The organism is Oscillospiraceae bacterium, from assembly GCA_025757985.1.
Classification (GTDB): Bacteria; Bacillota; Clostridia; order Oscillospirales; family Ruminococcaceae; genus Gemmiger.
The window spans coordinates 373,086-398,014 of record CP107210.1 but is presented as its reverse complement, the minus strand read 5'-3'; the positions used below and the strand labels follow the sequence as shown (position 1 = coordinate 398,014).

Here is a 24,929-nt window from a genome sequence, read left to right as displayed (position 1 = left end):
TTCGTTGATTTGTTTTTGTAGGGGCACATTCAATCTCTCGGGTGCGCCGCGATGTACTCCGCCATAATGTCAGCGGCTACGCGGCAAAGCTCCGGGCAGGGGCGCTTTTTGTAGTATTCCGGGGTGCGGGGGCTGGCAACCGGGCTGCCCTCGGCCTGCTTCAGACCCAGCAGTTCCCGGCAGATCAGGGTATTCGGGCCGCCGTTGCGGGCCTTGTACTCATCCGCCAACGCCTGCACATCGGTGTAAAGGGCTGTCTTTTTTGCCGGGTCATCGCTGCCGTAAAGCGCCCCCAGCACCAGCGTAATGCCGGAAAAGGCACCGCAGACCTCCCGCATACGGCCGAAACCGCCGCCGAAGCCTGCCGAAATCTGCAGGGCCTGCTTTTCGTTCATGCCCATCTCCTCCGCAAAGGCAACCGCCACCGATTGGCAGCAGTTATAGCCTTTAAAAAATGCCGCATAGGCGCGGTCACCATAGATGCTCATAGTGGTATTCTCCTCTGGTAAGGATCGTTGCAGAGGCCGATGCGAGCATCCGCCTCTGTACTTATTATCTTATATTGTAAGCATACCTCAAAATCCGATGCTTGAAAAGACCTGAATTTAAATTTTTTGTTAAAATAGCCCACAAGGGTTGCACTTTATAAAAAAGAGTGCTAAACTAGCTTTAGCAGTTGAAATAAACGAGTGCTAATTTCATTTGTATAAGTGAGGTTTTCTACTATGGCTATGCATCAATTCAAGGCCGAGAGCAAAAAGCTGCTTGACCTGATGATCAATTCTATCTATACAAACCGCGAGATCTTCCTGCGTGAGCTGATCTCCAACGCGTCGGACGCCTGCGACAAGCGCTATTTCAAGAGCCTGACCGATACCACCATCGGCATCACGAAGGACGATTTGAAGATCCATGTCCAGCCGGACAAGGACAGCCGCACGCTGACCATCAGCGATAACGGCATCGGCATGACGAAGGAGGATCTGGAAAAGAACCTCGGCACGATTGCCAAGAGCGGCTCGCTCGATTTCAAGACCGAAAACCAGAGCGATAACATCGACATCATCGGCCAGTTCGGTGTCGGCTTCTACTCTGCCTTTATGGTAGCGAAGAAGGTCACCGTCATCTCCCGCGCGCAGGGCGCTGACACGGCCTGGAAGTGGGAGTCCACCGGTGTGGAGGGCTACACCCTGACTGAGGCTGACAAGGACGATGTGGGCACCGAGATCATTCTGGTGCTGAAGGATGATACCGATACCGACAACTACAGCGAGTATCTTGAGGAATACACACTGGCAAACCTTGTCAAGAAGTACAGCGACTACATCCGCTTCCCCATCACGATGTTCCGCGAGAAATCCCGCCAGAAGCCGAAGCCGGAGGACGCCGGTGACGACTACAAGCCCGAGTATGAGACCTACACCGAGCTGGAGACGCTGAACAGCATGGTGCCCATCTGGAAGCGCCCCAAGAGTGAGGTCAAGGACGAGGACTACAACGAGTTCTACAAGTCCAAGTTCATGGACTATACCGACCCGCTGCGGGTCATCACCAGCCGGACCGAGGGCACTGCCACCTACACGGCGCTGCTCTTTATCCCCGGCTCCACTCCCTACGACTACTACACCAAGGAGTACGAGAAGGGTCTGGCCCTGTATGCCTCCGGCGTTATGATCATGGAGAAGTGCGGCGATCTGCTGCCTGACTATTTCAGCTTCGTCAAGGGCGTTGTGGACAGCGAGGATCTGAGCCTGAACATCAGCCGTGAAACACTGCAGAAGGATAACCAGCTCAAGCTGATGCGCAACTCTCTGGAAAAGAAGATCAAGAACGAGCTGCACGCGATGCTCGTCAACGACCGTGAGAAGTACGAGACCTTCTGGAAGAGCTTTGGCCGCCAGATCAAATTCGGCATCTACGGTGACTACGGCATGCACAAGGATCTGCTGGGTGATTTGCTGATGTTCTACTCCGCCAAGGAGAAGAAACTCGTCACGCTGGATGAGTACATCGAGAAGATGCCCGAGGAGCAGAAGTTCATCTACTTTGCCGCCGGTGACGACACCGACCGCCTGAGCAAGCTGCCCAACGCCCAGCTTGTGCTGAGCAAGGGCTATGATTTGCTGCTCTGCACCGAGGATGTGGATGAGTTCTGCCTGCAGGTCATGCATGAGTACAAGGAAAAGACCTTCCAGAACATCAATGCCGGTGACTTGGGCCTTGAGACGGAGGACGAGAAGAAGGCAGCCGAGGCCGCCGAGACCGAGAACAAGGATCTGTTTGAGGAGATCAAGAAGGATCTGAACGGCAAAGTCAAGGAGGTCAAGGTCAATCCCACCCTGCAGGAGCATCCCGTTACGCTGACCGCTGAGGGCGGTATCTCGATGGAGATGGAGAAGGTCCTGCGCCGTATGCCGAACGCCGAGGGCGTTGAGAGCACGAAGGTGCTGGAGCTGAACCCCAATCACACCGTCTTTGCCGCACTGAAGGCCGCCCACACCGCCGGTGACGCCGACAAGGTCGCCAAATACGCTGAGCTGCTCTACGATCAGGCGCTGCTGATTGCAGGTCTGCCCATCGAGGACCCTGTTGCGTATGCACAGCTGGTCTGCGGATTGATGCAGTAAGATTTTGATACAATAACACAGCCGCCCGCCTAGGTATGATGATACCTGAGCGGGCGGCTGTGTTTTTGACAGAGTTGCAGGGGCCGGGCATGCCCGGCCCGCCAGCTTCTGGCCGATTGATGTCTGTTGGGAACTTTGTAGGGGAGGCATTTATGCCTCCCGGGGCGCATGCGGCACCTGCAAGGTTCACGGGAGGGATGAATCCCTCCCCTACGCAGAAATAACTTTAATTATCTGCCTTTTCCAGCTGTTTTAATGTTCTTCCATCCTGTGTTTTCCATTCAACATAGCCGCTTGTGCTGGCTGCACACACAAAGCTGGATGCACCGGAAGGTGTATTGAACAGCACATCCTCCTGCAAAACGCCATTTTCATCAATGGCATTTTTATATTGCTCTCGCTTTTTCAAAACAAATTCCGGACAGCTTTTGGTTGGCTTCATTGAGAGTACACTCCCCTTCTTCACCACAAAGCCATCACTTGTACGAATGGCTGTTGCTTGAACGCCGTTTTTCACGCAGAGCAGCATTGGTTCTTCCGTCCCCACTGTATCCGCGCTTGTCGGCTCCACCAGCGGTACAAACACCTTGTGACCCAAAATACCTACGACAATTTTGGCATAGTCTATGAAGTCCTCCAGTTCACTTTGCTTTTCCTCGGAAGGGTTTCCCTGCGCAGGGTCAACGCCATTTTTCACATCGTAGCGCTTAGCCTCCATCGCCAGCTGGTAGAAGCGATGCTCAAGGTAGCTGATCTCCGTTGGGCCAAGGGAATCATTGGAGGTCGTGATGGCGATAGCCTCTGTCCAGTAGTCTTTTTCTGGGTTGCTGTTGTGCTCCTGCAGCCGGTTCAAAATGCCATCCCCGTTCTTTCGGACGCTGGCCTGCCCTATGTAGACAACGGCTTTGTCGTGTTCCTCGTCCTTACCAAAAAGGAAGTACACACCTGTCTGCTTCAGTTCCTTTCGATCTTTGCACAGGTCCAATGCCGTACGGGGGATCTTAAAAGCAAGTCCCGTCCAGTTTGCCAGTGTACACTTCACGCGGCCATTGACACTTCCATCCATCAGATATAAATTCAGACTTTTTCCTCGCGGCATAGCAGTTTTCTCCAATCTGTGATTTGATTCTAGTATAGAAGAATTTCTCTGCAAAAGCAACAAGGATTTTTGTTTTGCGTGACCGTGCGTGGCCACGGGCGCATATAGAATACGCCCCTACGGTGTATACCGTAAACGGGTGTTCAAGGGGTGCTTGCGGGCCGGGCATGCCCGGCCCCTACAGCTCTATAAGGCATAAAAAATGCGTCCCAGCGGAGTTGTTATCCGCAGGGGCGCCTTTTACATTTCTATGCTCTTTTACACAAACGGATTATAAAACCGGCCGAATTTGATTGTTACAGTCAGACTGATGAGCAGCAGCGCAGCACCAAAGCCCAGCGCGATAAAGTCGCGGCGAGCGAAGGGTCGGCGGGTGTACCAAGTGCGCTTGTCGCTCTTACCGAAGCCGCGCAGCTCCATCGCGTTGGAGATCGTGTCGATGCGGTTCAGGCTCGTCAAAATCAGCGGCAGCAGGATGCTGACAGCGTTTTTCAGCCGTTTGAAAAACGGCTCACTGCGGCCCAGCTCTACACCGCGCGCCTGCTGCGCCTGACTGATGCTGTGATAATCGCGCTGGATATCCGGGATGTAGCGCAGCGCGATTGCCACTGAATAACCGACCTTGTAGGAGACGCCGATGCTGTTCAGGCTGGCGGCGAACTCACTGGGGTTGGTGGCGGAGATAAACAAGATGGCAACGGGAAGTGCCACAAAGTATTTGAGCGAGATATTGAACATGTAAAACAGCTGCTCTGCGGTCAGGTCATACCGCCAGAAAAGATGGCACAGCACCGTGCGGGTGCCGTAGAGGGTCGTGCCCTGATTCGGATCAAACAGGAAGATAAACAGATCGTTCAGCGCCAGAAACACCAGCATGAACACCAACATGAAGCGGACCTCGCGCAGCTTGATGTTGCTTAGCTTGAACGCCGCAAAGCTGACCGCCATCAGCCCAAGCAGCACCCATGTGTTGTAGGTGATCATGCTGGCAAAGGTAAACAGCAGAAAGAAGGCCAGCTTTGTCGTGCCGGTCAGCTCATGCACCACGCTTTTGCGCGGCAGATAGTTTAAAACGGTATTAGCAGCCATCCGCACGCACCTCCCTGTCCGCTGCGATAAAGCGTTCCACAAAATCCTCCGCCGGGGCAATGCCGCAGCGGTTGGCCAGCGTGTAAAGGCTGGTCTCCTTCAGCGCCGCCTGCTCGATGAGCATCGGGTCGCAGAGGATAGCCGCTGCAGACCTGTCAGCAATCAGCCGCCCATCGCAGAAGGCCAGCGCACGGGGCGTGTATTCCAGCATCAGGTGCATGTCGTGGGTAATCATCACAACGGTCACGCCCTTTGCGTTCAGCCCGCGCAGAAACTCCATAATATCGGTATAATGGCGGAAATCCTGTCCCGCTGTCGGTTCATCCAGAATGATAAGCTCCGGGTCCTGCACCAGTACGCTCGCAATCGTGACACGCTTCTTTTGACCAAAGCTCAAAGCGGAGATCGGCCAGTTGCGGAACGGGTACAGACCGCAGACCCTGAGTGTTTCCTCGACCCGGGCGCGGATCTCGTCCTCCGACAGACCCATGCCCTGCAGGCCCATGGCGACCTCGTCAAAGATCATTGTCTTGGAGATCATCTGGTTGGGGTTCTGCATGACATAGCCGATGTGCCGGGCACGGCGGCGGATGTTTTCGTCTTTGAGATTCTTACCGTCAAACCATATTTCTCCGCAGTCGGGCGTCTCAAAGCCGCAGATCAGCTTGGAGAGGGTGGATTTGCCCGCACCGTTGCGGCCAACGATGCTGACCATCTCCCCCCTGCCGATCGTAAAGCTGACATCGGACAGGGTATGCTGGTCCTTGCTGTAGCCAAAGCTGAGGTTTTTGACCTCAAGCAGCGGGGCGGGGGTCGGCTTCGGCGCAGGCAGCGGCTCCGCCTTGAACCATGTTTGCAGCCGCGCCGTATCGGCATCATCCAGCGCGACCGAGTCGATATGCGCAGGGTGCTTGTCCGGCGTGATGTCAATACCGGCATACCGCATGGCCGTCAAGTAGAGCGGCTCACGGATGCCGTTTTCCGCCAGCAGAGAGCCGGAAAGCAGCTCATCCGGGTGCAGGTCGGCCAAGATCCGGCCGTCATTGACCAGCACGATGCGGTCCACGCTGCGCCAAAGCACATCCTCCAGACGATGCTCAATGATCAGGACCGTGGTGTCGGTTTTCTTCTGGATCGTGTCGATCAGCTCAATGGCCTGCTTGCCGGTGGCCGGGTCCAGATTGGCGAGCGGTTCATCAAACAGCAGCACCTTGACCTGATCGACCATAACGCCCGCCAGACTGACGCGCTGCTTCTGCCCGCCGGAAAGCTCGTGCGGTGCATAGTCGAGGTGGTTTTCGATTCCGACCAGCTCTGCGGCCCGGCGAGTGATCTCGTGCATTTCGTCCTGCGGGGTGCAGCTGTTTTCCAGCGCAAAGGCGATGTCCTCCCCCACGGTCAGCCCTATGAACTGGCCGTCCGGGTCCTGCAGCACGGTGCCTACATGCCCGGCCAGCTCAAAGATACTGCTGTGGGGCGCGTCAACGCCGTCCACAATCAGACTGCCCTTGCATTCGCCGGGGTTGGAGAAGGGATTCAGACCGTTGATGCAGGCCGCCAGTGTGCTTTTGCCGCTGCCGGACGGACCTGCAATCAGCACGCGCTCGCCCGGGTAGATGTCCAGATCAATGTCGTGCAGGGTTGGCTGCTTCTGCGCACGGTACTGGAAGGAAAAATTACGGAAGGATATGATCGGGGTTTTGGTTTCAGCCATACGGCACCTCGCAGGGTGATGTCACAAGCAAAAAGCCTTCCCGCATTCGTGGGAAGGCATACGGGTTTTGTCGAGGTTACTCTTTGTCCAGAGAGCCCTTCTTGGCGATGGTCTTGGTGTAGGCCAGAATCAGCAGGCCGCCGACCACAACAGCCGTGATGATGTTGGACAAAGCGGCAAAGGCGCCCTGTGCAAAGACCTTCTTGACAGGCTCGGCATAGATCAGGATATCCAGCACGGGGGCAACCACGATCCAGGCAACGGCATGCGCAATAAGGTTTGCAACGGCAAACATGGCAAACTTGGCCTTGTTGAAGTTGCCCTCCTGCACATTCAGCTTCTTGGCAAACAGGCCAACAACAACGCCCGTGAAGGCAGAGGCGATGACCCAGCTCCACCACGGAATGCCACCCCAGGACAGGTCAATCAGGGCATGGCCGATGAAGCCGATCAGAGCGCCGGCTACAGGACCGTACATGGCCGCCAGCAGGCCCAGAACGGCGTACTGCAGGCTGATGTTGGTGTTGGGCACCGGGCTGGGAATCGCCACAAAACGGCCCAGAACAAAGAAGAGAGCTGCGCCGATGCCAACTGCAACGAAGGTTTTGATGTTGTTATTGTTTTTCATGATTCCGCACTCCTTTTATAAAATACCGCAATCGTTCTGCTGCCACAGGCAGCGAACATTTTAGGGCAATACCGCATAATTCCAACCGCTGACATGGCGCTTGCATACGCCCGCAACACTGATACTGTACGGCAACGGTTAAAGTATACCGTTGTGTACATGCAGGTGTCAATGGGCAAAATGCAGGGTATGCCCTATTTTTCGCGTTTCGGGTACAAAAAAACCACCCCGAAGGGTGGTCTTATCTGGAGCGGCCGACGAGGCTCGAACTCGCTACCTCCACCTTGGCAAGGTGGCGCTCTACCAGATGAGCTACGGCCGCATAAAAATGGTGCCTCCGATCGGAATCGAACCAATGACACGGGGATTTTCAGTCCCCTGCTCTACCGACTGAGCTACAGAGGCGGACAACGCATTAGATTATACCGGATACCGCCGCGATTGTCAAGCGTTTTTGACAAGTTTTTTCTGTAATTTCTGTAATAAAATGCCCTGCAAAAATGCGCTGGAAAAGCTGCAGAAAATATGCTATAATTTTTCAAAATACTGTCCGTTCCGCAGTACGACCCGCGCCGGCGGGCGGAGCTGTGCGCTGCGGCAGAAAAATCAACCTTGGAAGGAGCGACCCATGAACGAACCCAGACGACGCCTGACCAACCGCGCCCTGCACGGCAGAGAGGAATGGATCAAGCGCATTTTCCGTGATCAGATCGCCGAGGCCGCCGGCATATTGGAGGTCGTGCTGTCGGGCATTGTGCTGATCGCCCTGCTGATGAGCATTGTACCGCTGCTCAGGCTCATGCCGGGGCTTTTGACCGATGCCGACAGTATGGAGGTGCATACCTTCCTTGAACGTGCGCTGGATATTGTCATCGGCATAGAGTTTATCAAGATGCTTGCCAAGCACAGCCCCGGCAGCGTGCTGGAGGTGCTGCTCTACGCCATTGCCCGCCACATGATCGTCGGCCATGAGGATGCCGTTCAGAACCTCGTCAGTGTGGGGGCCATTGCGCTGATCTTCGTTATCCGCAAGTATTTCTTTGTGCCGTCCTTCGGCCATAAGATGCCGGGCGGCGGTACAGCCCCCGATATGGAACAGCAGGAGAAACAGCAGGCAGAGCATACCGGCGAGGCATAAGGCTGAACGCTCCCCCGCCATATCCTGACCGTGCAAAGCAATACCCCCTTCGGGCAGCTGCGGAAGCGATGGCAACATTGCTTCTGCAGACCCGGAGGGGGTGTTTTGTATGGCTTGTGCAGACGATCAGAACAGGCCGGTGATCTTGCCGTGGACATCCACATCAATGTCCATCGCAGCAGGGTGCTTGGGCAGGCCGGGCATCGTCATGATGCTGCCGCAGATCACGACCACGAATCCGGCACCGGCAGAGAGCCGAACCTCACGCACATTCAGCGTAAAGCCTTCGGGCGCACCGGTCAGCTTGGCATTGTCACTGAAGGAATACTGCGTTTTGGCGATGCAGACCGGCAGATCGCCGTAGCCCTGCGCCGTCAACTCGTCCAGCGTCTTTTTCGCGGCGGCAGTGTAGCTTACCCCGCCCGCGCGGTAGATCTTTTTGGCAACCGCTTCGATCTTATCGGTCAGCGGTGCATCCAACTCATACGTATAATGGACGCGCGCGCTGTCATCAAGAATAGACAGCACGGTCTCGGCCAGCGCCTTGCCGCCCTCGCCACCCTTGGCAAAGACCTCGCTCAGTGCGCAGGGCACACCGGCCTTTTTGCAGACATCGTAAATGATGTCCATTTCCTCGTCTGTATCAGTGGGGAATGCGTTGATTGCCACACAGACCGGCAGACCAAAGCCCTGCAGATTCTCGATATGGCGGGCCAGATTGACAGCGCCCGCGCGCACAGCCTCGGCATTGGGCTTGCCCAGATCGGGCTTGGCCACGCCGCCGTGGGATTTCAGCGCACGGACGGTAGCCACCAGCACAACGGCAGCGGGGTTCAGGCCGGCATAGCGGCACTTGATGTCCAAAAATTTCTCAGCACCAAGATCAGCGCCGAAGCCTGCCTCGGTGACTACATAGTCAGCCAGCTTCAGGCTCAACTTGGTGGCAATGGCGCTGTTGCAGCCGTGCGCAATGTTGGCGAACGGGCCGCCGTGGATGATGGCCGGGTTGTGCTCCAGCGTCTGGACCAGGTTCGGATCGAGAGCGTCCTTCAGCAGGGCGGTCATGGCACCGGCAGCGCCGATCTGACCGGCTGTGACAGGCTGGCCGTCGTAGGTATAGGCGCAGACGATGCGGGACAGCCGCGCCTTGAGGTCCTCAAGGTCGGTGGCAAGGCAGAACACCGCCATGACCTCGCTGGCGACCGTGATGTCAAAGCCGTCCTCACGCGGGGTGCCGTTGACCTTGCCGCCCAGACCGTCCACAAGGAAACGGAGCTGACGGTCGTTCATGTCCATGCAGCGCTTCCATGTGATGCGGCGGGGGTCGATGTTCAACGGGTTGCCCTGCTGGATCGAGTTGTCGATCATGGCGGCCAACAGGTTGTTGGCGGTGCCGATGGCGTGGATGTCACCGGTGAAATGCAGGTTGATGTCCTCCATGGGCACGACCTGTGCATAGCCGCCGCCGGCCGCGCCGCCCTTAATGCCGAACACAGGTCCCAGAGAGGGCTCACGCAGGCAGAGCATCGTCTTTTTGCCAAGGGCATTCATGGCATCGGCCAGACCCACGCTGGTCGTGGTCTTGCCCTCACCGGCGGGCGTGGGGCTGATGGCGGTGACGAGAATCAGCTTGCCCTCGGGCTTGTCGCTTTTGGCCAGCTTATGGTTGAGCTTGGCCTTATAATGGCCGTAAGGGATGATGTCCTCGCCCTGCAGGCCCAGCTTGCCCGCGATCTCCGTGATGGGCTTCATTTCGGCGGCCTGTGCAATTTCGATGTCGCTCAGCATAACGATACCTCCATATTAAACAAAAATGGGCTGCACACACCATACACCAGTGTATGCAGCCCAGACGGTCGGCTTAAAAAGCAAGCTGTTATGCCGCGTCCCCCGTGGTAAACCCCACGCTATTCCGTCGGTCGGCGGCCTTGCATAGTGTTACTGTACCACACTACCAACAGGTTTGTCAAGGGCGACTTTCTTTATTGCAACGGCAGCGTGACAGCACGGCTTTCGTCCGCATGGTATCCGCCGCTGAACACATACCGGAACTCGCTGATTTTTGCTACCTGCGCGGGGTCTGCGGTGTAGTAGTCGATGCGGCAGCTGATGATGCCGGTGGTCGGGTCCACCGTGCTGCTGCGCATAGCATAGGAATTGGTGTTCGTGTCGATATATTCCTCGTCCTGCGGCGTCAGCTCACAGCTCTGCGCATAGCCGTAGGGTACCATCTGCCACGTCAGTGCCCGCCCCTGCACGGCAAAGTTCTGCAGGGTGTAGCCGCCCGCATCGCTGGTTGCAATTTTAACGCCCTGCTGCATTTCGTCCACGGTCACGGTGCGCTCCTCGTATTCGTACACACCGCTGTGGTACACGGGGGTAAAGGTGATGCTTTGGGCATTTTCGGCCGGCACGGTATAGGCAACAGCACCGCCGGATACGCCGTCGGGGGAGCTGGGCAGCAGTTCCCGCCCCGTATCGTCGGTCAGGATCATTCCGCCGTTGAAGATCACAGGGTTGTCCGCATCCTCACCACGCAGCTTCTTTTCCTCATCCTCGCTTACCACACCAAAGGGGTGCGTTTCGGCAAATTTTTCATCCGCCTCGGAATGCACCGCAAGGCTGCCGCTGCCGGTGCCGAAACACAGGCTGTCCAGCGTGATGGGGTTATCGCCCAGCAGGGCATCGGTAATGCCGAAATCCAACACCGTCGGCGCAACGCGGCGCGCCCCGGCACGCACCTGCTCGCCGTTCAGCTCCATTGTGTAGCTAAGTCCCGGTTCGCCCGCAGCAGCGTGGGAATCGAGCAGGCGCAGCATAACGGTATCGCCCTGCGGTTCCTCCGGCAGCTGGTAGTGCAGCCACAGCCGGAAGGTATCGTCACCCTGCCGGTAGAAATCACTTTGCATCGTGTAGATTTCCTCGCCGCCGTTGATTTGCGCTGCCATCCATGGCGTATTGCTGCTGAGCTGTTCCCATTCGGGGTAGATGCTGTCGGCGTCCAGAAATTTCGACATCACATTCTCACCGCTTACGGTAAAGAAGCAATCCAGCGTGGCGGCGTCCATAGACACGGTGTCCAGCGTGTAGTTGACGCCGTCCAGCGTCTGCGTCTGGCCGATTTCGGTATTGTGGCCTTCCGTATCGGTCTGCTGCCCGCCGTACTCGCCGCGCGGGGCGTCCAGCACATTCTGCACCTGTGCCTGCGATTTGGCATCGGTGAAAAAAACGATTTTTCCGCCGGCCAGTTCCTTGATATACGGTGCTGCGGCAATGCCTGCCGAAAGCACACAGGTTGCTGCCGCGGCAGCGGCCACGCACACGGGTACACGGCGGTGCTTTTTCAGCTTGGGCGGCGTGTAGCTGCCCGCCTTCTCTATTTTTTTCAGCGCCATGTCATAGATGCGCTTTTCTTCCTGCTTGCTCAGCGGCATGGTTTTTGTGGGATACTGTTCCAACAGGGAATCAGCGTTTTCTGTATAGTTACGCATAAGCTGCAACCCCCTCTTAATAAGTATTGCGCAGCGCGGCAAACTGTTTGCGCAGCTTTTCGCGCCCGCGGGAAAGTCGGACATTGACGGTATGTTCCTGCATGTTCAGCCTGCGGCCGATTTCGCGGCAGGACTCCCTGTAATAATAGCGGCGGAAAAATATCTCCCTGTCCGGTTCCGGCAGTTCGGTCAGCAGTTGGGCAATCAGTTCCTCCGCCTCGGTGGAGCGGCGCTCGGTCATCCAGTCCTGCGCCAGTTCGTCGTTCAGCTCACATTCCTGTTGTCGGGGCCGCAGCGCCCGCCAACGGTCGATGGCTGCATTGCGCGCCGTCACGCACAGCCAGGCGCGCAGCAGACGGTTTTGCTGCTTAAATTCGGCTGCGTGTTTCCATGCTGCCACCAGAACGTCGGCGGCGCACTCCTCGGCATCCTGCGGGTTGTTGGGCAGAATACGGCAAATGACGGTATGGATCAGCCCGCCGTACTGTGTCAGCAACAACTGCAGCCCCGTTTCGGGTTCTGCCAGCAGGGCATCTATGATTCTGTTATCCTCCATGGCGTTGTGATTCTTCCTTTCTGATTCAAGGCCTTGTACCCACTAAACGGCCGCACGGCAGGAAATGTCACAATAGCCGCGCAAAAAAACTACAACCACCCGCAAAAACGGGTGGTTGCACAATTTTCATTTGTTTTGCAATGCTGGTATCAAACCTTGCCTTTCCCGCAGCCCCACTTTTTGAAATACCGCCCCATGCTGACAAGCTGCATCTTGAACTTGCCTGCATCGCGCATCGGGGCGCGGTGCCATGCGTGGATGGCGGAAAACTGCGGGGCCAGCCAGACGGTGCCCTTCTGCAGTACCTTCTGGGTCAGGTCGGCGTCCTCCACATACATGAAATACGCGGGGTCAAAGCCGCCGATCTCCTTAAAAACATCGGTGCGCACCGCCATAAAACTGCCGGTGCAGAATTCGATGCGGCGCGGCGCGCTCAGGTCCTCGTCCTGCATTGTGTAGTGGTCATCGGCCTTGGCAAAGCAGCCGCCAAAGCGTGGGGCCAGCTGGCGCGCCAGCAGCAGCCAGGGGGTGGGCTTGCGGCGGGGCAGGTGCTGCAGCCGTCCGTCCGGATAGCGCAGCTGCGGCGTGGCCATGGCAGCGCCCTTCCGGGCCAGCAGCCAGTCGGCCATCGGCTCAAGCACATCCCCGGTCAAAAGAATGTCCGGATTCAGGATGAAATGCACCGCACTGTCCAGACGCGGGATGACCGCGTTGTGACCCTTGCCGAAGCCGAGATTCTGCGCCAGCGGCAGAACGGTAACGCGAGCATCACCAAAGTCGGTCTCAGCCAGCCGTTGGCCGCAGCCGTCAGGGCTGCCGTTATCGACAACATACAGGGCAAAATCAGGGGCGGGGGTATGCTGCAGAATGCTGCGCACCGCGGCGCATACCTCCTCATAATCGCAGTACGCCACAATACAGGCGCTGATTTTCGGCATAATTATTTCTCCAATGCTTCCAGATGGGTCAGGTCATACGGCGTATCCTGATACACATAGTAGTTGAGCCAGTTTGTGTAGAGCAGGTAGCCGTGGGCGCGCCAGCGGAACAGCGGGTCGCGGTCCGGGTCATCCTCGGGATAGTAGTTGCAGGGAATGTTGATGGGCTTGCCGGCCTTCACATCGCGCTTGTATTCCTTGTCCAGCGTGTACTTGTCATACTCTGGGTGGCCGATGACGAAGATCTGCCGGCCGGACTCGGTCGAGAGCAGCATCGGGCCAGCCGTATCGCTCTCCGCCAGAATGCGCAGATCACCGCAGGCATCAATGGCGGCGCGGTCCGGCCCGGCCCAGCGGCTGTGCGGGGCATAGAACACCTCATCAAAGCCGCGCACCAGCGGGTTGGACGGGCGGGTGACGCGATGCTCAAACACGCCGAACATCTTTTTGTCCAGATGCACCTTGGGGATGCCAAAATGGTAGTACAGGCCCGCCAGCGCACCCCAGCAAAGGTGGATCGTTGAGTAGACATTCTCCTTGGTGTAGTCCATGATCCGGCAGAGCTCGTCCCAGTAGTCCACGGCCTCATAGTCCAGATCCTCAATGGGGGCGCCGGTGATGATCATGCCGTCAAAACGCTCGTTCCGGATCTCATCAAAGGTCTTGTAAAAAGCCTTCATATGCTCGGGTGCGGTGTGGGTCGTGCTGTGGGTGGCAGTCTGCAAAAAGGTGACCTGCACCTGCAGCGGGCTGTTTGCCAGCAGGCGGGCCAGCTGGGTCTCTGTCACGATCTTGGTCGGCATCAGGTTGAGGATCAGGATGCGCAGCTGGCGAATATGCTGGCTCATGGCGCGCTCCTGATGCATGACAAAGACATTTTCCTGCTGCAGCTCGTCATAGGCGGGCAGGTTTTTCGGGATGATCAGCGGCATGGGAGAAGACTCCTTACTAACTCAGAATCCGGGTGCGGCGGCGGTGCCGGCCCGTTTGGATGGTACTATTATATAGACTTTTGCGGCAAAAAGCAAGAAAAATGCCCCCGGCAGGTGTCGGGGGCATGGGGCGGTCAAAACCGCTTACTCATATTTGACATTGTCGATGAGGTTCTGCATCACATCGCTCTGCAGCACATTCATCTTGACATAGTTCTCGCCATAGGCGGTCACATACTGGGTGGGGTCGGTCATGCCGTAGTAGCGGCCGAAATCGGCGTTCATCGTTGCGGTGTCGCAGCGGAAGCCCATCTTCTCGGCCACGGCCTGCATGAGCAGGGCCTGCTGGGTGATGGAGCGGATGCTGTCGTGCGCATCCTTGAGGTAGGCGTCCACATTGTCATAGCTGCTGCCCATCATGCCGGAGGCAAGCAGGGCGTCCATGGTGGTGCCGTAGTTCTGCGCGTAGGTGTAGATGCGGTACAGCAGCACATCGCGGTAGTAGTCCAGCGCAATCTGGGGCAGCTCATCGGTGTAGCTGACCTTATCGTGCAGGGCGGAGTAGACCTCGCTGGACTGATTATCATAGAGCATCGTGCTCTTGACAAACGCCTTCAGCTCGTCAATGTTGTTCAGGTTCATCGTGGCGGAGAGATTCTCCTTCACCCAGTCGTCGGTCAGCTCCGGGGTGACGGACTCCTTGATGTAGTGCAGGGTCGTCTCAAAGACAGCCTCCTTGCCGCTCAGGTCCGCGTTGCCGTAGTTTTCGGGGAAGGTGACGGTGACATCAAAGGTCTCGCCGGGGGTGTGGCCGACGATCTGATCCTCAAAGCCGTCGATAAAGGTACCGCTGCCGAGAGTCAGGTCGTAGCCGTTGCCCTGACTGTCTCCGCCGTCAAAGGCAACGCCGTCGATTCGGCCCACATAGTCGATGTTGACGGTATCGCCGTCCGCCGCGGCGCGGTCGGTGACCTGCGTGTCGGTCGCAAAGCTGGCAAGGACATTCGTGTTGATATAGTTGGTGATGTCGTCCTCACTGACCTGACCGAGATCAGCGCTGATCGTAATGTCAGCGTAGTCATCGGGCAGATTTACATAGTCGGCAGCGGTCACGCCCTTGAGGTAGCCGTTCTCATCAAACGCATCGGAAAAGCTGAAGTCAGCCAGATAAGCGTAGGCAGAATCATCGGCGGTCTCGCCGGTGGCGGCGGTGTCGGGGGTTGCAGCCGTCTCAGCGGTGGAGGCAGCTGCCTCGTCCTTGCCCTTGCCGCAGGCGGTCAGGGCAGCGGTCATGCCGACAGCCAGACCAAGGGCCATCAGACGATGGATATGAGTCAGTTTCATGGGTATCTCCTGTTTCTTTATAAAATTGCATACCACAATATTATACACTCTTTTTTGAAAAAGTAAAATGAAAATCTGATGAAAACCCCGCCGACGGAAAACGCTGCCGCGAAATCTTGTACAAAAAGGCTATAGCAATCCCTTGACGGCTATGTTATAATAGAAAACGGCAGCGGATCCCGGGGATTCCGGAAAAGGCTGAAATGCCTATTTACTTACAAAAGAGGTAGAAACGTATGCTTACTTCCATTACCGGCATCAACTGGGGCGACGAGGGCAAGGGCCGCATGGTCGACCTGCTCAGCCAGAACTATGACATTGTTGCGCGCTATCAGGGCGGCGACAATGCCGGCCACACCGTCAAGAACGAGCGCGGCAAATTCGTCCTGAACCTGATTCCCTCCGGCATTCTGCGCCCCGACGTTGTCTGCGTTATGGGCGGCGGCATGGTCATCGACCCCGAGCACCTCGAGAAGGAAATCGCCTCCCTGACCGAGAAGGGTGTTGAGATCAGCCCCAAGAACCTGAAGATCTCCGACCGCGCGACCATCACCATGCCCTTCCATGTCGCACAGGACGGCCTTGAGGAGGAGCGCCTGTCCAAGACCGGCGCTCAGTTCGGCTCCACCAAGCGCGGCATCGCCTACAGCTACGGCGATAAATACATGAAAAAGACCCTGCGCATGGGCGACCTCGTCCACATGGACGCCGGCGTCAAGAAGCGTCTGGAGACGATCGTTGAGTCCAAGAACCTGACGATGGTGAACATCTACGGCCAGAAGCCCGTCAGCGTTGACGAGATGTGGGCATGGTGCGAGAAATATTCCAAGCTGTTTGCCCCCTACATTTGCGATGTGGGCGACTACCTCGACAAGGCCGACCGCGAGGGCAAGAAGATCATGTTCGAGGCCCAGCTCGGCGCACTGCGCGACATCGACTTCGGCATCTACCCCTACACCTCTTCCTCCAACACCGTGTCTGCCTACGCCCCCATCGGCGCCGGCATCCCGGGCCACAAGCTGAACCTTTCCATCGGCATCATGAAGGCTTACTCCTCCTGTGTCGGCGAGGGTCCCTTCACCACTGAGCTGGCTATGACCGAGGCCGAGAAGGACATGCTGCGTGAGCACGGCCACGAGTACGGCGCTGCCACCGGCCGTCCCCGCCGCGTCGGCCCGTTTGACGCTGTGGCAAGCCGCTACGGTGTTCAGTGTCAGGGCTGCGATGAGCTGGCCTTGACCCTGCTCGATGTCCTCGACTATATGGAGCAGGTGCCCATCGTCACTGCCTACAAGCTGACCGACGGCACCACCACGACCCGTTTCCCGATGGGCAAGACGCTGGACGATGCCCAGCCTGTTGTGGAGACCGTGCCCGGCTGGCACTGCGACATCACCGGTGTGCGCAAGTTTGAGGACCTGCCCAAGGCTGCTCAGGACTATGTAAAGCGTCTGGAGGAGCTGGTCGGCTGCAAGATCAAGTACATCTCTGTCGGACCCGAGCGCGACGCCTGCATCGTCCGCGACTAAATCGCGCCCGATCAATACTATCCATACAAACGGCAGACCCTGACACGGTCTGCCGTTTTCTAAAAAGGGGCGTTCCTGTTTGATACAATTTCTGATAAAAACCTTTATCAAAAACCATGAAAAGACCGAGGACCGCGCCGTCCGCACGGCCTACGGCAATCTGGCCTGCATCGTCAGCGTGGTATGCAACCTGCTCTTGGCTGGCGGCAAGATCGCTGTCGGCGTATTGACCGGCAGTGTGGCCGTGACCGCCGACGGTATGAACAACCTGTCTGATGCAAGCTCCAACATCGTCAGTCTGCTTGGCTTTAAGCTTGGCGCGCGCCCGGCCGACTCAGAGCATCCCTACGGCCACGCCCGGTATGAGTATCTGGCCGGGCTGGCTGTCTCGGTCATGATCCTCGTCATCGGCGTTGAGCTGCTGAAGGAAAGCTTTGCAAAGGTGCTGCACCCCACGGCCGTGGACTTCAACTGGGTCATGGTCGCGGTGCTGGCGGCTTCCATCCTTGTCAAGCTCTGGATGGCAAGGCTCAACCACAAAATCGGCACGGACATTGAGTCCGAGACTCTGCTGGCCACCGCCGCCGATGCCCGCAACGATGTCATCACCACAGCCGCGGTCCTTGCTGCCACCGTGCTGACAAAGCTGTCCGGCTTTACCCGTCTGGACGGTTTGATGGGCCTTGGCGTGGCGGCATTCATCCTGTACAGCGGCGCTGCACTTGTGCGCGATACCATCAATCCGCTGCTCGGTGCGGCACCCGACCCGGAGCTGGTCGAGCATATCGAAAAAAAGGCAATGAGCTACCCCGGTGTGCTGGGCGTACACGATCTGATGATCCACGATTACGGCCCCGGCAGCCGGTTGGTCAGCTTCCATCTGGAAATGGATTCCAAGGATGATGTCATGCACAGCCATGATGTCATTGACCGCATTGAGCGCGACCTGCTGGTGCAGGACGGCCTGATTGCCACGATACACTTTGACCCGGTCGTGACCGGCGACCCCCATGCGGACGAGCTGAAGGCGTTCTTGCAGCAGGAGATCCGCAAGCTTGAGCCGCTGGCGAACATTCACGACCTGCGCATCGTGCCCGGCCCGACCCATACCAATGTAATCTTTGACTGCGCCGTGCCTGCCGAGTACATGACCGACAAGCAGCACCGCGGTGTCAAGCTTGTCAGCGCCCTGCGCAATTCCGTACAGGAAAAATGGCCTGATCATTTCTGTGTCATAAAATTGGAACCGGACTATGCGCCGATACACCATGAATAAAAGAAGTAACTCTGTAGGGGCAGGGCATATCCTGCCCTCAACATAAAATCCATAGCGATTTGGCGGCAAGGCTGCGGACCGGACATGTCCGGCCCCTACCGAGCACCATTACGGAAAGTAAAATTATATAGTAAGGAGAGGTATCCCCATGGACTATAACAAAGCCGCGCTTGAACTCCACAGCAAATTCCCCGGCAAGATCGCCGTACAGAGCCTTTGCGAATGTAAGGACCGCGATGCGCTGTCCACCGCCTACACCCCCGGCGTGGCTGAGCCCTGCCGCAAGATCAAGGCGAATCCCAACGATGTCTACACCTACACGATGAAGGGCCGCACCGTGGCCGTAGTCACCAACGGCACTGCCGTGCTGGGGCTTGGCAATATCGGCCCCGAGGCCGGTCTGCCGGTCATGGAGGGTAAGTGCGTCCTGTTCAAGGAGTTCGGTGGTGTCGATGCGTTCCCCATCTGCCTGAACGCCAAGACGAAGGAGGAGGTCATCGCAGCGGTCAAGGCCATTGCGCCGACCTTCGGCGGCATCAACCTTGAGGATATCCGCAGCCCGGAGTGCTTTGAGATTGAGGCAGAGCTTGAACGCGACCTTGAGATTCCCGTGTTCCATGACGATCAGCACGGCACCGCCATCATCGTGCTGGCAGGTGTGCTCAACGCCCTGAAGGTCGTCGGCAAGCGCATCGAGGATGTCAAGATCGTCCAGAACGGCCCCGGCGCCGCCGGCACAGCCATCATCCACATGCTGCAGGTCGCGGGTGCCAGAAACATCATCGCGGTCGATGAGCATGGCATCCTGCTGCCCGGCCGCCCCGCCGGGCTGGAGGGTCACAAGGGCAAGCTGGCCGAGGAAACAAACCCCGAAAAGCTGTCCGGCGGTCTGGCGGAGGCCATCAAAGGCGCTGACATCTTTATCGGCACCTCCATTGCGGGGGCACTTACCCCCGAGCTGGCCGCCACAATGGCAAAGGATGCCATCGTCTTTGCCATGGCCAACCCCACGCCCGAGATCATGCCTGACCTTGCCAAACAGGCGGGCGTCCGGGTCATCGGCACCGGCCGCTCCGACTTCCCGAATCAGGTCAACAATGTGCTGGCGTTCCCCGGCATCTTCAAGGGTGCGCTCTCGGTCCGCGCCCGGGACATCAACCCCGCCATGAAGATGGCAGCCGCCAAGGCCATTGCGGGCCTCATCCCTGACGATGAGCTGAACGAGGAAAACATTCTGCCTAAGGCGTTCGACCCCCGTGTGGCCGATGCCGTAGCCGCAGCCGTTGCACAGGCTGCACGGGAAAGCGGCGTGGCGCGCGTATGAGCATCCGTGAAATTTCTGCTGCTGCCATCACCGATGCGGTGGAGGCGCTCTGCATCGAAGCAAATACAAAGCTGCCCTCCGATGTGAAGGCGGCGCTCGATCAGGCTGAGGCTGCCGAGCCGTGGCCGCTCGCCCGCGAGACACTCGGTCTGCTGCAGCAAAATCTGGTCGTGGCAGCCGATAAGGAACTGCCCATCTGTCAGGACACCGGCATGGCCTGTGTCTTTATCGAGCTGGGGCAGGACGCCCACATCAGCGGCGATCTGACGGAGGCCGTCAACGAGGGCGTGCGCCGCGGCTATGAAAAGGCATTTCTGCGCAAGTCCATCACAGCGGACCCGCTGCAGCGCGTCAACACAGGGGATAATACGCCGGCGTTCCTGACCGTGCATCTCGTCCCCGGCAGCGGCTGCAGGATCACCGTTGCCCCCAAGGGCGCCGGCAGTGAGAACATGAGCCGTCTTGCCATGCTCAAGCCTGCCGACGGCGTGGAGGGCGTGAAAAAATTTGTGCTGGATACGGTGGAGCAGGCAGGGGCCAACCCCTGCCCGCCCATTGTGCTGGGCATCGGCATCGGCGGCAGCTTTGACCATTGCGCAGCCCTTGCCAAAAAGGCGCTGCTGCGCCCGCTGGACAAGCCGAACACCAACCCGTATTACGCTGCGCTGGAAAAAGAGTTGCTGGACGCCATCAACGCGACCGGCTTCGGCCCGCAGGGCTTTGGCGGTGCCACGACCTGTCTGGGCGTTGCCATTGAGCAAAAGCCCACCCATGTGGCCTGCCTGCCGGTCGCAGTCAACATCAGCTGCCATGTGACCCGCCGCGCCAGCCGGGAGGTGTAACCGATGCCGAAACCGACCATTGATATTCCGCTGGACGAAACGGAGGAAAAGGCACAACCTGCGCAGGAAAGAAAAGCCTCCCGCATAGACATCCCGCTGGATGAGGACGGCAAACGCGCCGAGCAGCTCGACATTACGATGGCAGAGCTGGAATTTGTCAACCGCCACCATGAGGAATATAAGGAGCTGCGCCGCCGCGCGCGGGAACAGGAGGGCCGCTGATGCAATATATTTTACAAACACCGCTTTCCAAGGCGGATCTGGCCCCGCTGCAGGCCGGAGATACCGTGCTGCTGTCCGGGGTGGTCTACACCGCCCGCGATGCCGCCCATGCCCGCATGATGGAGCTGCTCGATCAGGGCAAGCCGCTGCCGTTCCCCATCGAGGGCGCAGCAATCTACTATGTCGGCCCCACGCCGGAGCGCCCGGGCTGTGCCATTGGTGCCGCCGGGCCAACGACCTCAGGCCGGATGGATGCCTACACCCCGCGGCTGCTCGATCTTGGCCTTGCCTGTATGATTGGCAAAGGCAAGCGCAGCGAGGCCGTCAAGCAGTCAGTCGTGCAGAACGGCGCAGTCTATCTGGCGGCCATCGGCGGGGCCGGTGCCCTTATGGCCAACAGCGTCCAGAGCTGCGAGGTGATCGCATGGCCTGATCTGGGCTGCGAGGCTGTGCGCAGGCTGGTCGTCCGGGATTTCCCGCTGACCGTTCTGCTGGACGCCCACGGCGGCGATCTCTACCAGAGCGGCCCTGCCGCCTACCTTGCCGCTCGGGAGAGCCGCACATGAACCCCCGGCTGACGAGATGTCTTGCCCTCTGCGCGCTGGCGCTGGCGGTCTGCATCGGCATCGGTGCGGCGCTGGTTCTCTCCAAGAACCGGCAGAGGGAGGCCGAGGCAGCTGCCGCTGCGGCCAGTCAGGCAGCAGCCAGTGAGGCTGCCGCAAAAGCAGCCGAGGAGGAGGCAGCCCGCGCTGCCAGCGAGGCCGCAAGCGCCGCAGAGGTGGAGCGTCTGGCAGCGGAGGCAGCCGCCGCAAAGCGGCAGGAGCAGGTCGATGCCGCGCAGGCCGCGCATGACACAGTTGCTTACGGGGACAAATTGGGCCGCATCTGGGTCGAGGGCACCAAGGTGGACTGTGCGCTCTACTGGGGCGACAGCGAGAGCCAGTTCAGCCGGGGCGCCGGCTGCCGCGCAGAGAGTGACTGCGTGCTGCCCGGCGAGAACGGCACCGTTCTGATCGGTGCGCATACCGGTACCTACTTCTCAGACCTCGGTTCAGTTCAGCTTGGGGCAATAATCCATCTGGAAACCGACTGGGGTGATTTCACCTATCAGGTGACCGACATGCAGGTCATTCTGGAAACCGACATTGACAAGGTGCGTCTGGGGGCAACCGAGCCCAGCGTCATCCTGTACACCTGCTATCCCTTCGGTATCCTGACCCACACGACCCAGCGCTATGCCGTTTATGCCGACCCTGTCAGCGCCGATGCAAGCGGCGTCATTCCGGCCGATACGGCGGAATAAGACCATTGACAAAACACGCCAAAGTTGCTACACTAATACTGCTGTGCAGCCATGGCGGAATTGGCAGACGCGCTGGTTTTAGGGTCCAGTGTCCAAGACGTGCAGGTTCAAGTCCTGTTGGCTGCACCATAATAACAACAGCGCAGATTGGCATAATTGCTTATCTGCGCTGTTTTTTTGTTGTCTTGTGAAGAATAGCCGACATAATCTGTCTGTTGGCTGCACATGCTATCCCAAAGTGAGGGATGCAGATGCAAAGAAAATGGCGGTTGGCGGCGGCAGCGGCTGCGCTGCTGGCACTGCTGGGAACGGCAGTCATTGCCGGGCTGGCAGCGGCTTTGCCGGATACACTTTATACCGATGAACCGGCAGCAGAGCTGCGCATCGCTTCGCTGCCGTACCTTTCTGCCCGCAACAAGCAGGGCGCTGTGCCTGCGGACAGCACCGCGCCCGACACAAGCAGCAATGTTACGCTGGCACTGTTCGGGGTGGTTCCTGTCAAGACGGTGCGCGCAGTCACCACGGCGCGGCGCACGGTGCAGCTGTGCGGTACCCCCTTCGGGGTCAAGCTGTTTTCCGATGGCGCACTGGTCGTGGCATTCTCTGACCGGTACACGGCGCTGGGCAGCGAGAATCCCGCCAAGGCGGCGGGGCTGCGGCTGGGGGATCTCATCATCTCGGCAAACGGGCAGCCGGTGCGCAGCAATGAGGATCTGACCAGCGCCATACAGGCGGCGGGCGGTGCGCCGCTGACTGTGCTTTACAGACGCGGCGAAAGCCAATGTACGGCGGTGCTGACGCCGACTCGGGACGAGAACGGCTGCTACAAGGCGGGCATCTGGGTGCGGGATTCGGGGGCGGGTATCGGGACGCTCAGCTTTATCGACCCCCTGCACGGCACCTTTGCCGGGCTGGGCCATTCCATCAGCGATGCCGACACCGGCGCGGAATTGACACTGCTATCCGGTGAGATCGTGCCTGTGACGGTCACGGGCTGTGTCCGCGGCGCTGCTGGCAGCCCGGGCGAGCTGCGCGGGGAGTTTGCAGCATCGCCGGTCGGCAGAGTGCTGGCCAACGATGCGGCGGGGGTGTACGGCAGCTACAGCGGCCCGGCAGCGGGGCAAAGCGTGGAGGTTGCCAACCTGCAGGAGGTCACCACAGGCCCCGCCGAGCTTTGGGCTACCGTGGAGGGAACGGCCGCCAAAGCCTATGCAGTGCGCATTGAGCGGATGACCATGACAGGAACAGACCCAAACCGCAATCTGCTGATCCGCGTGACCGATCAGACGCTGCTTGAAAAGACGGGCGGTATCGTACAGGGAATGAGCGGCTCACCGATTGTGCAGAACGGCCGCCTTGCCGCAGTGCTGACCCATGTGCTGGTAAACGACCCTGCGAAGGGGTATGCGATCTTTGCGGCAACGATGCTGGAAAAGGCAGACGCTGCCGCCTGACTTCACCGCCGGGAAAAGCAGAAAAAGGCCTGACCGCCGCGCCCTGCAGCCGGAAGCGTGCAAAAAGCGTAAAATTGAGCAGGATTGTGTAAATCTGTGCCGAAATACGGCGAAAAAGAGAGAAAGCTGTCGAACGAAAGTTTGCTTAAATAAGAGAAAAGTCGTGTCGAACCACTTGCGAAAGCTGGTAATTTATGGTAAAATTTCCATTGTAAACGAGGAGCCCATCAAAACGGGATCGATGCGCGGACAACGCGCAACTCAGAAAGTATGGAGGATATGTGACGATGGAAAAGATCAAATTTGTAATGACCGACACGGACCCGCAGGTGTCTGCACTTTGCCGCCATGTTCTGGAGGAAAAGGGCGTCTCAGTGACCATCTGCGAAAAGAACGGTGCCAAAGCGCTGGAGACCCTGCTGACGATCCATCCGCAGGCTGTGCTGCTGGATGCCTTTATGCCGGACTTGGACGCCATCACTGTCAAGCAGCGCTACGAGGCTCAGAACACCAGCAGCACCCGCACGACCTTCTTCGTTACCGGGGCCTTCCAGAGCGAGGAGATCGAGCAGGAGCTGCTGGACAGCGGATTTTCGTTCTTCTTCGTCAAGCCGTTTGACGAGACCGTGCTGGTCAGCCGTGTGCTGAAGGCGGCAGGCAACACAGCCCGCCCGCAGCTTACCTCGCTCGACAGTGACGAGCTGACGGTCACCGAGATTCTGCACCAGATCGGTGTGCCGGCCCACATCAAGGGCTATCAGTTCCTGCGCGATGCCATCCTGCTGACCATCGCGGACCACGGCTACATCAATGCCGTCACAAAACGCCTTTATCCGGAGATTGCCAAGCGCAACATGACCACCGCCAGCCGCGTGGAGCGTGCCATCCGCCACGCCATTGAGGTAGCATGGGATCGCGGTGATGTAGACACGCTGAACAGCTACTTCGGCTATACGATCCACAATCTCCGCGGCAAGCCCACGAACTCAGAATTTATTGCCATGATCTCGGACAAGATCCGTCTGGATAAAAAGCGCCACGCATAATGGGCGCAATCTTTACCAAAGCTGCACAGACAGGAAAACACCTGCCTGCGCAGCTTTTTTGACGCAGACGAAATTTGTGCCGAATATTACAGGAAACTTATTCAGCAGGTTCTGCCGCATAGCTTCCGGCGTAGCAGCGGACAGGATTTCGCGGTATTATACAAAGTATGACATTTGCCCTAAAGAACCCATCAAAAACGACAAAAAGTACCGTTTAAAACCCGGCCGGGTGGTAGTTTGGCTGAAATGTCCGCGGGGTGCTTGCATTTTCTTTTCCCAGAGTTTACACTTAAAGCACAGGACAATATCTTACTTTATATAAAGGAGGATCTTCCGTGGCAATTGCAATGCAGCAGCTTGGTTTTGGCGCGGGCGTT

General features: G+C 58.1%; 22 protein-coding genes, 3 tRNA genes and 1 riboswitch. Of the genes, 12 read left to right on the top strand and 13 right to left on the bottom strand.

Features of this window, described 5'->3' with window-relative positions:
- Positions 1 to 29 precede the first annotated feature (29 nt).
- Entirely contained in the window at positions 30 to 488 is a 459-nt protein-coding gene (locus tag OGM67_02000; protein UYJ35135.1) for a C-GCAxxG-C-C family protein, read from the bottom strand.
- Between the two features lie 237 nt (positions 489 to 725).
- Between OGM67_02000 and htpG the strand changes: the two genes are divergently transcribed.
- Positions 726 to 2,627 (top strand): molecular chaperone HtpG, encoded by a 1,902-nt coding sequence (htpG, locus tag OGM67_01995; GenBank protein ID UYJ35134.1) that lies wholly within the window; start codon positions 726 to 728, stop codon positions 2,625 to 2,627.
- Between the two features lie 226 nt (positions 2,628 to 2,853).
- On the opposite strand, the gene OGM67_01990 is transcribed toward htpG, so the two are convergent.
- The 6 genes from OGM67_01990 to OGM67_01965 form a co-directional block, all read right to left on the bottom strand.
- Positions 2,854 to 3,822, bottom strand: coding sequence for a GIY-YIG nuclease family protein (locus tag OGM67_01990; GenBank protein ID UYJ35133.1), 969 nt, complete (start codon positions 3,820 to 3,822; stop codon positions 2,854 to 2,856).
- A 162-nt stretch (positions 3,823 to 3,984) separates the two neighbouring features.
- Positions 3,985 to 4,815, bottom strand: coding sequence for an energy-coupling factor transporter transmembrane protein EcfT (locus OGM67_01985; GenBank protein ID UYJ35132.1), 831 nt, complete (start codon positions 4,813 to 4,815; stop codon positions 3,985 to 3,987).
- A complete protein-coding gene (locus OGM67_01980; protein UYJ35131.1) occupies positions 4,805 to 6,529 on the bottom strand; it encodes an ABC transporter ATP-binding protein in 1,725 nt (574 codons plus the stop codon). The genes OGM67_01985 and OGM67_01980 overlap by 11 nt, the downstream gene beginning before the upstream one ends.
- A gap of 76 nt (positions 6,530 to 6,605) precedes the next feature.
- Entirely contained in the window at positions 6,606 to 7,157 is a 552-nt protein-coding gene (locus OGM67_01975) for an ECF-type riboflavin transporter substrate-binding protein (protein ID UYJ35130.1), read from the bottom strand.
- 246 nt (positions 7,158 to 7,403) lie between these two features.
- Positions 7,404 to 7,479: transfer RNA gene (locus tag OGM67_01970), tRNA-Gly, on the bottom strand.
- Positions 7,480 to 7,486: 7 nt separating this feature from the next.
- Positions 7,487 to 7,562, bottom strand: a tRNA-Phe gene (locus OGM67_01965).
- Positions 7,563 to 7,785: 223 nt separating this feature from the next.
- Here OGM67_01965 and OGM67_01960 point away from each other — a divergent pair.
- Positions 7,786 to 8,295 carry a transporter gene (locus OGM67_01960; protein ID UYJ35129.1) on the top strand — a complete coding sequence of 170 codons (510 nt, stop codon included), beginning with the start codon at positions 7,786 to 7,788 and terminating at the stop codon, positions 8,293 to 8,295.
- A 126-nt stretch (positions 8,296 to 8,421) separates the two neighbouring features.
- Here OGM67_01960 and OGM67_01955 read toward each other — a convergent pair whose 3' ends face one another.
- The 6 genes from OGM67_01955 to OGM67_01930 all read right to left on the bottom strand — a co-directional run bounded on the left by OGM67_01955 (position 8,422) and on the right by OGM67_01930 (position 15,556).
- The gene (locus OGM67_01955; protein ID UYJ36178.1) at positions 8,422 to 10,089 is read right to left on the bottom strand and encodes a formate--tetrahydrofolate ligase; all 1,668 of its coding nucleotides are present in this window, start codon (positions 10,087 to 10,089) and stop codon (positions 8,422 to 8,424) included.
- 45 nt (positions 10,090 to 10,134) lie between these two features.
- Positions 10,135 to 10,228: riboswitch (ZMP/ZTP riboswitch) on the bottom strand.
- Between the two features lie 49 nt (positions 10,229 to 10,277).
- Positions 10,278 to 11,786, bottom strand: coding sequence for a hypothetical protein (locus OGM67_01950; protein ID UYJ35128.1), 1,509 nt, complete (start codon positions 11,784 to 11,786; stop codon positions 10,278 to 10,280).
- Positions 11,787 to 11,802: 16 nt separating this feature from the next.
- The gene (locus OGM67_01945) at positions 11,803 to 12,342 is read right to left on the bottom strand and encodes a sigma-70 family RNA polymerase sigma factor (GenBank protein UYJ35127.1); all 540 of its coding nucleotides are present in this window, start codon (positions 12,340 to 12,342) and stop codon (positions 11,803 to 11,805) included.
- A 149-nt stretch (positions 12,343 to 12,491) separates the two neighbouring features.
- Positions 12,492 to 13,280 (bottom strand): glycosyltransferase family 2 protein, encoded by a 789-nt coding sequence (locus OGM67_01940; GenBank protein UYJ35126.1) that lies wholly within the window; start codon positions 13,278 to 13,280, stop codon positions 12,492 to 12,494.
- A gap of 2 nt (positions 13,281 to 13,282) precedes the next feature.
- Complete coding sequence (gene metA / locus OGM67_01935) at positions 13,283 to 14,212, bottom strand: homoserine O-succinyltransferase (GenBank protein ID UYJ35125.1); 930 nt, start codon at positions 14,210 to 14,212, stop codon at positions 13,283 to 13,285.
- Positions 14,213 to 14,356: 144 nt separating this feature from the next.
- Entirely contained in the window at positions 14,357 to 15,556 is a 1,200-nt protein-coding gene (locus OGM67_01930) for an FKBP-type peptidyl-prolyl cis-trans isomerase (protein UYJ35124.1), read from the bottom strand.
- A 236-nt stretch (positions 15,557 to 15,792) separates the two neighbouring features.
- Here OGM67_01930 and OGM67_01925 point away from each other — a divergent pair, with 236 nt between their 5' ends.
- The 10 genes from OGM67_01925 to spo0A all read left to right on the top strand — a co-directional run bounded on the left by OGM67_01925 (position 15,793) and on the right by spo0A (position 24,552).
- Complete coding sequence (locus tag OGM67_01925; GenBank protein ID UYJ35123.1) at positions 15,793 to 17,085, top strand: adenylosuccinate synthase; 1,293 nt, start codon at positions 15,793 to 15,795, stop codon at positions 17,083 to 17,085.
- A 79-nt stretch (positions 17,086 to 17,164) separates the two neighbouring features.
- The gene (locus tag OGM67_01920; protein ID UYJ35122.1) at positions 17,165 to 18,361 is read left to right on the top strand and encodes a cation diffusion facilitator family transporter; all 1,197 of its coding nucleotides are present in this window, start codon (positions 17,165 to 17,167) and stop codon (positions 18,359 to 18,361) included.
- A gap of 148 nt (positions 18,362 to 18,509) precedes the next feature.
- Entirely contained in the window at positions 18,510 to 19,685 is a 1,176-nt protein-coding gene (locus tag OGM67_01915; GenBank protein UYJ35121.1) for an NADP-dependent malic enzyme, read from the top strand.
- 2 nt (positions 19,686 to 19,687) lie between these two features.
- Complete coding sequence (locus OGM67_01910) at positions 19,688 to 20,527, top strand: fumarate hydratase (GenBank protein UYJ36177.1); 840 nt, start codon at positions 19,688 to 19,690, stop codon at positions 20,525 to 20,527.
- A gap of 3 nt (positions 20,528 to 20,530) precedes the next feature.
- Positions 20,531 to 20,749, top strand: a complete 219-nt coding sequence (locus OGM67_01905) for a hypothetical protein (protein UYJ35120.1) — start codon at positions 20,531 to 20,533, stop codon at positions 20,747 to 20,749.
- On the top strand, positions 20,749 to 21,315 hold the full coding sequence (locus OGM67_01900) for a Fe-S-containing hydro-lyase (GenBank protein UYJ35119.1): 567 nt from the start codon (positions 20,749 to 20,751) through the stop codon (positions 21,313 to 21,315). The genes OGM67_01905 and OGM67_01900 overlap by 1 nt, the downstream gene beginning before the upstream one ends.
- Positions 21,312 to 22,052, top strand: a complete 741-nt coding sequence (locus OGM67_01895; protein UYJ35118.1) for a class D sortase — start codon at positions 21,312 to 21,314, stop codon at positions 22,050 to 22,052. The genes OGM67_01900 and OGM67_01895 overlap by 4 nt, the downstream gene beginning before the upstream one ends.
- Positions 22,053 to 22,097: 45 nt before the next feature.
- A tRNA-Leu gene (locus OGM67_01890) sits at positions 22,098 to 22,181 on the top strand.
- Positions 22,182 to 22,303: 122 nt separating this feature from the next.
- Positions 22,304 to 23,506 (top strand): SpoIVB peptidase, encoded by a 1,203-nt coding sequence (gene spoIVB / locus OGM67_01885; protein ID UYJ35117.1) that lies wholly within the window; start codon positions 22,304 to 22,306, stop codon positions 23,504 to 23,506.
- Positions 23,507 to 23,793: 287 nt separating this feature from the next.
- Positions 23,794 to 24,552 (top strand): sporulation transcription factor Spo0A, encoded by a 759-nt coding sequence (spo0A, locus tag OGM67_01880; GenBank protein ID UYJ35116.1) that lies wholly within the window; start codon positions 23,794 to 23,796, stop codon positions 24,550 to 24,552.
- Positions 24,553 to 24,929 lie beyond the last annotated feature (377 nt).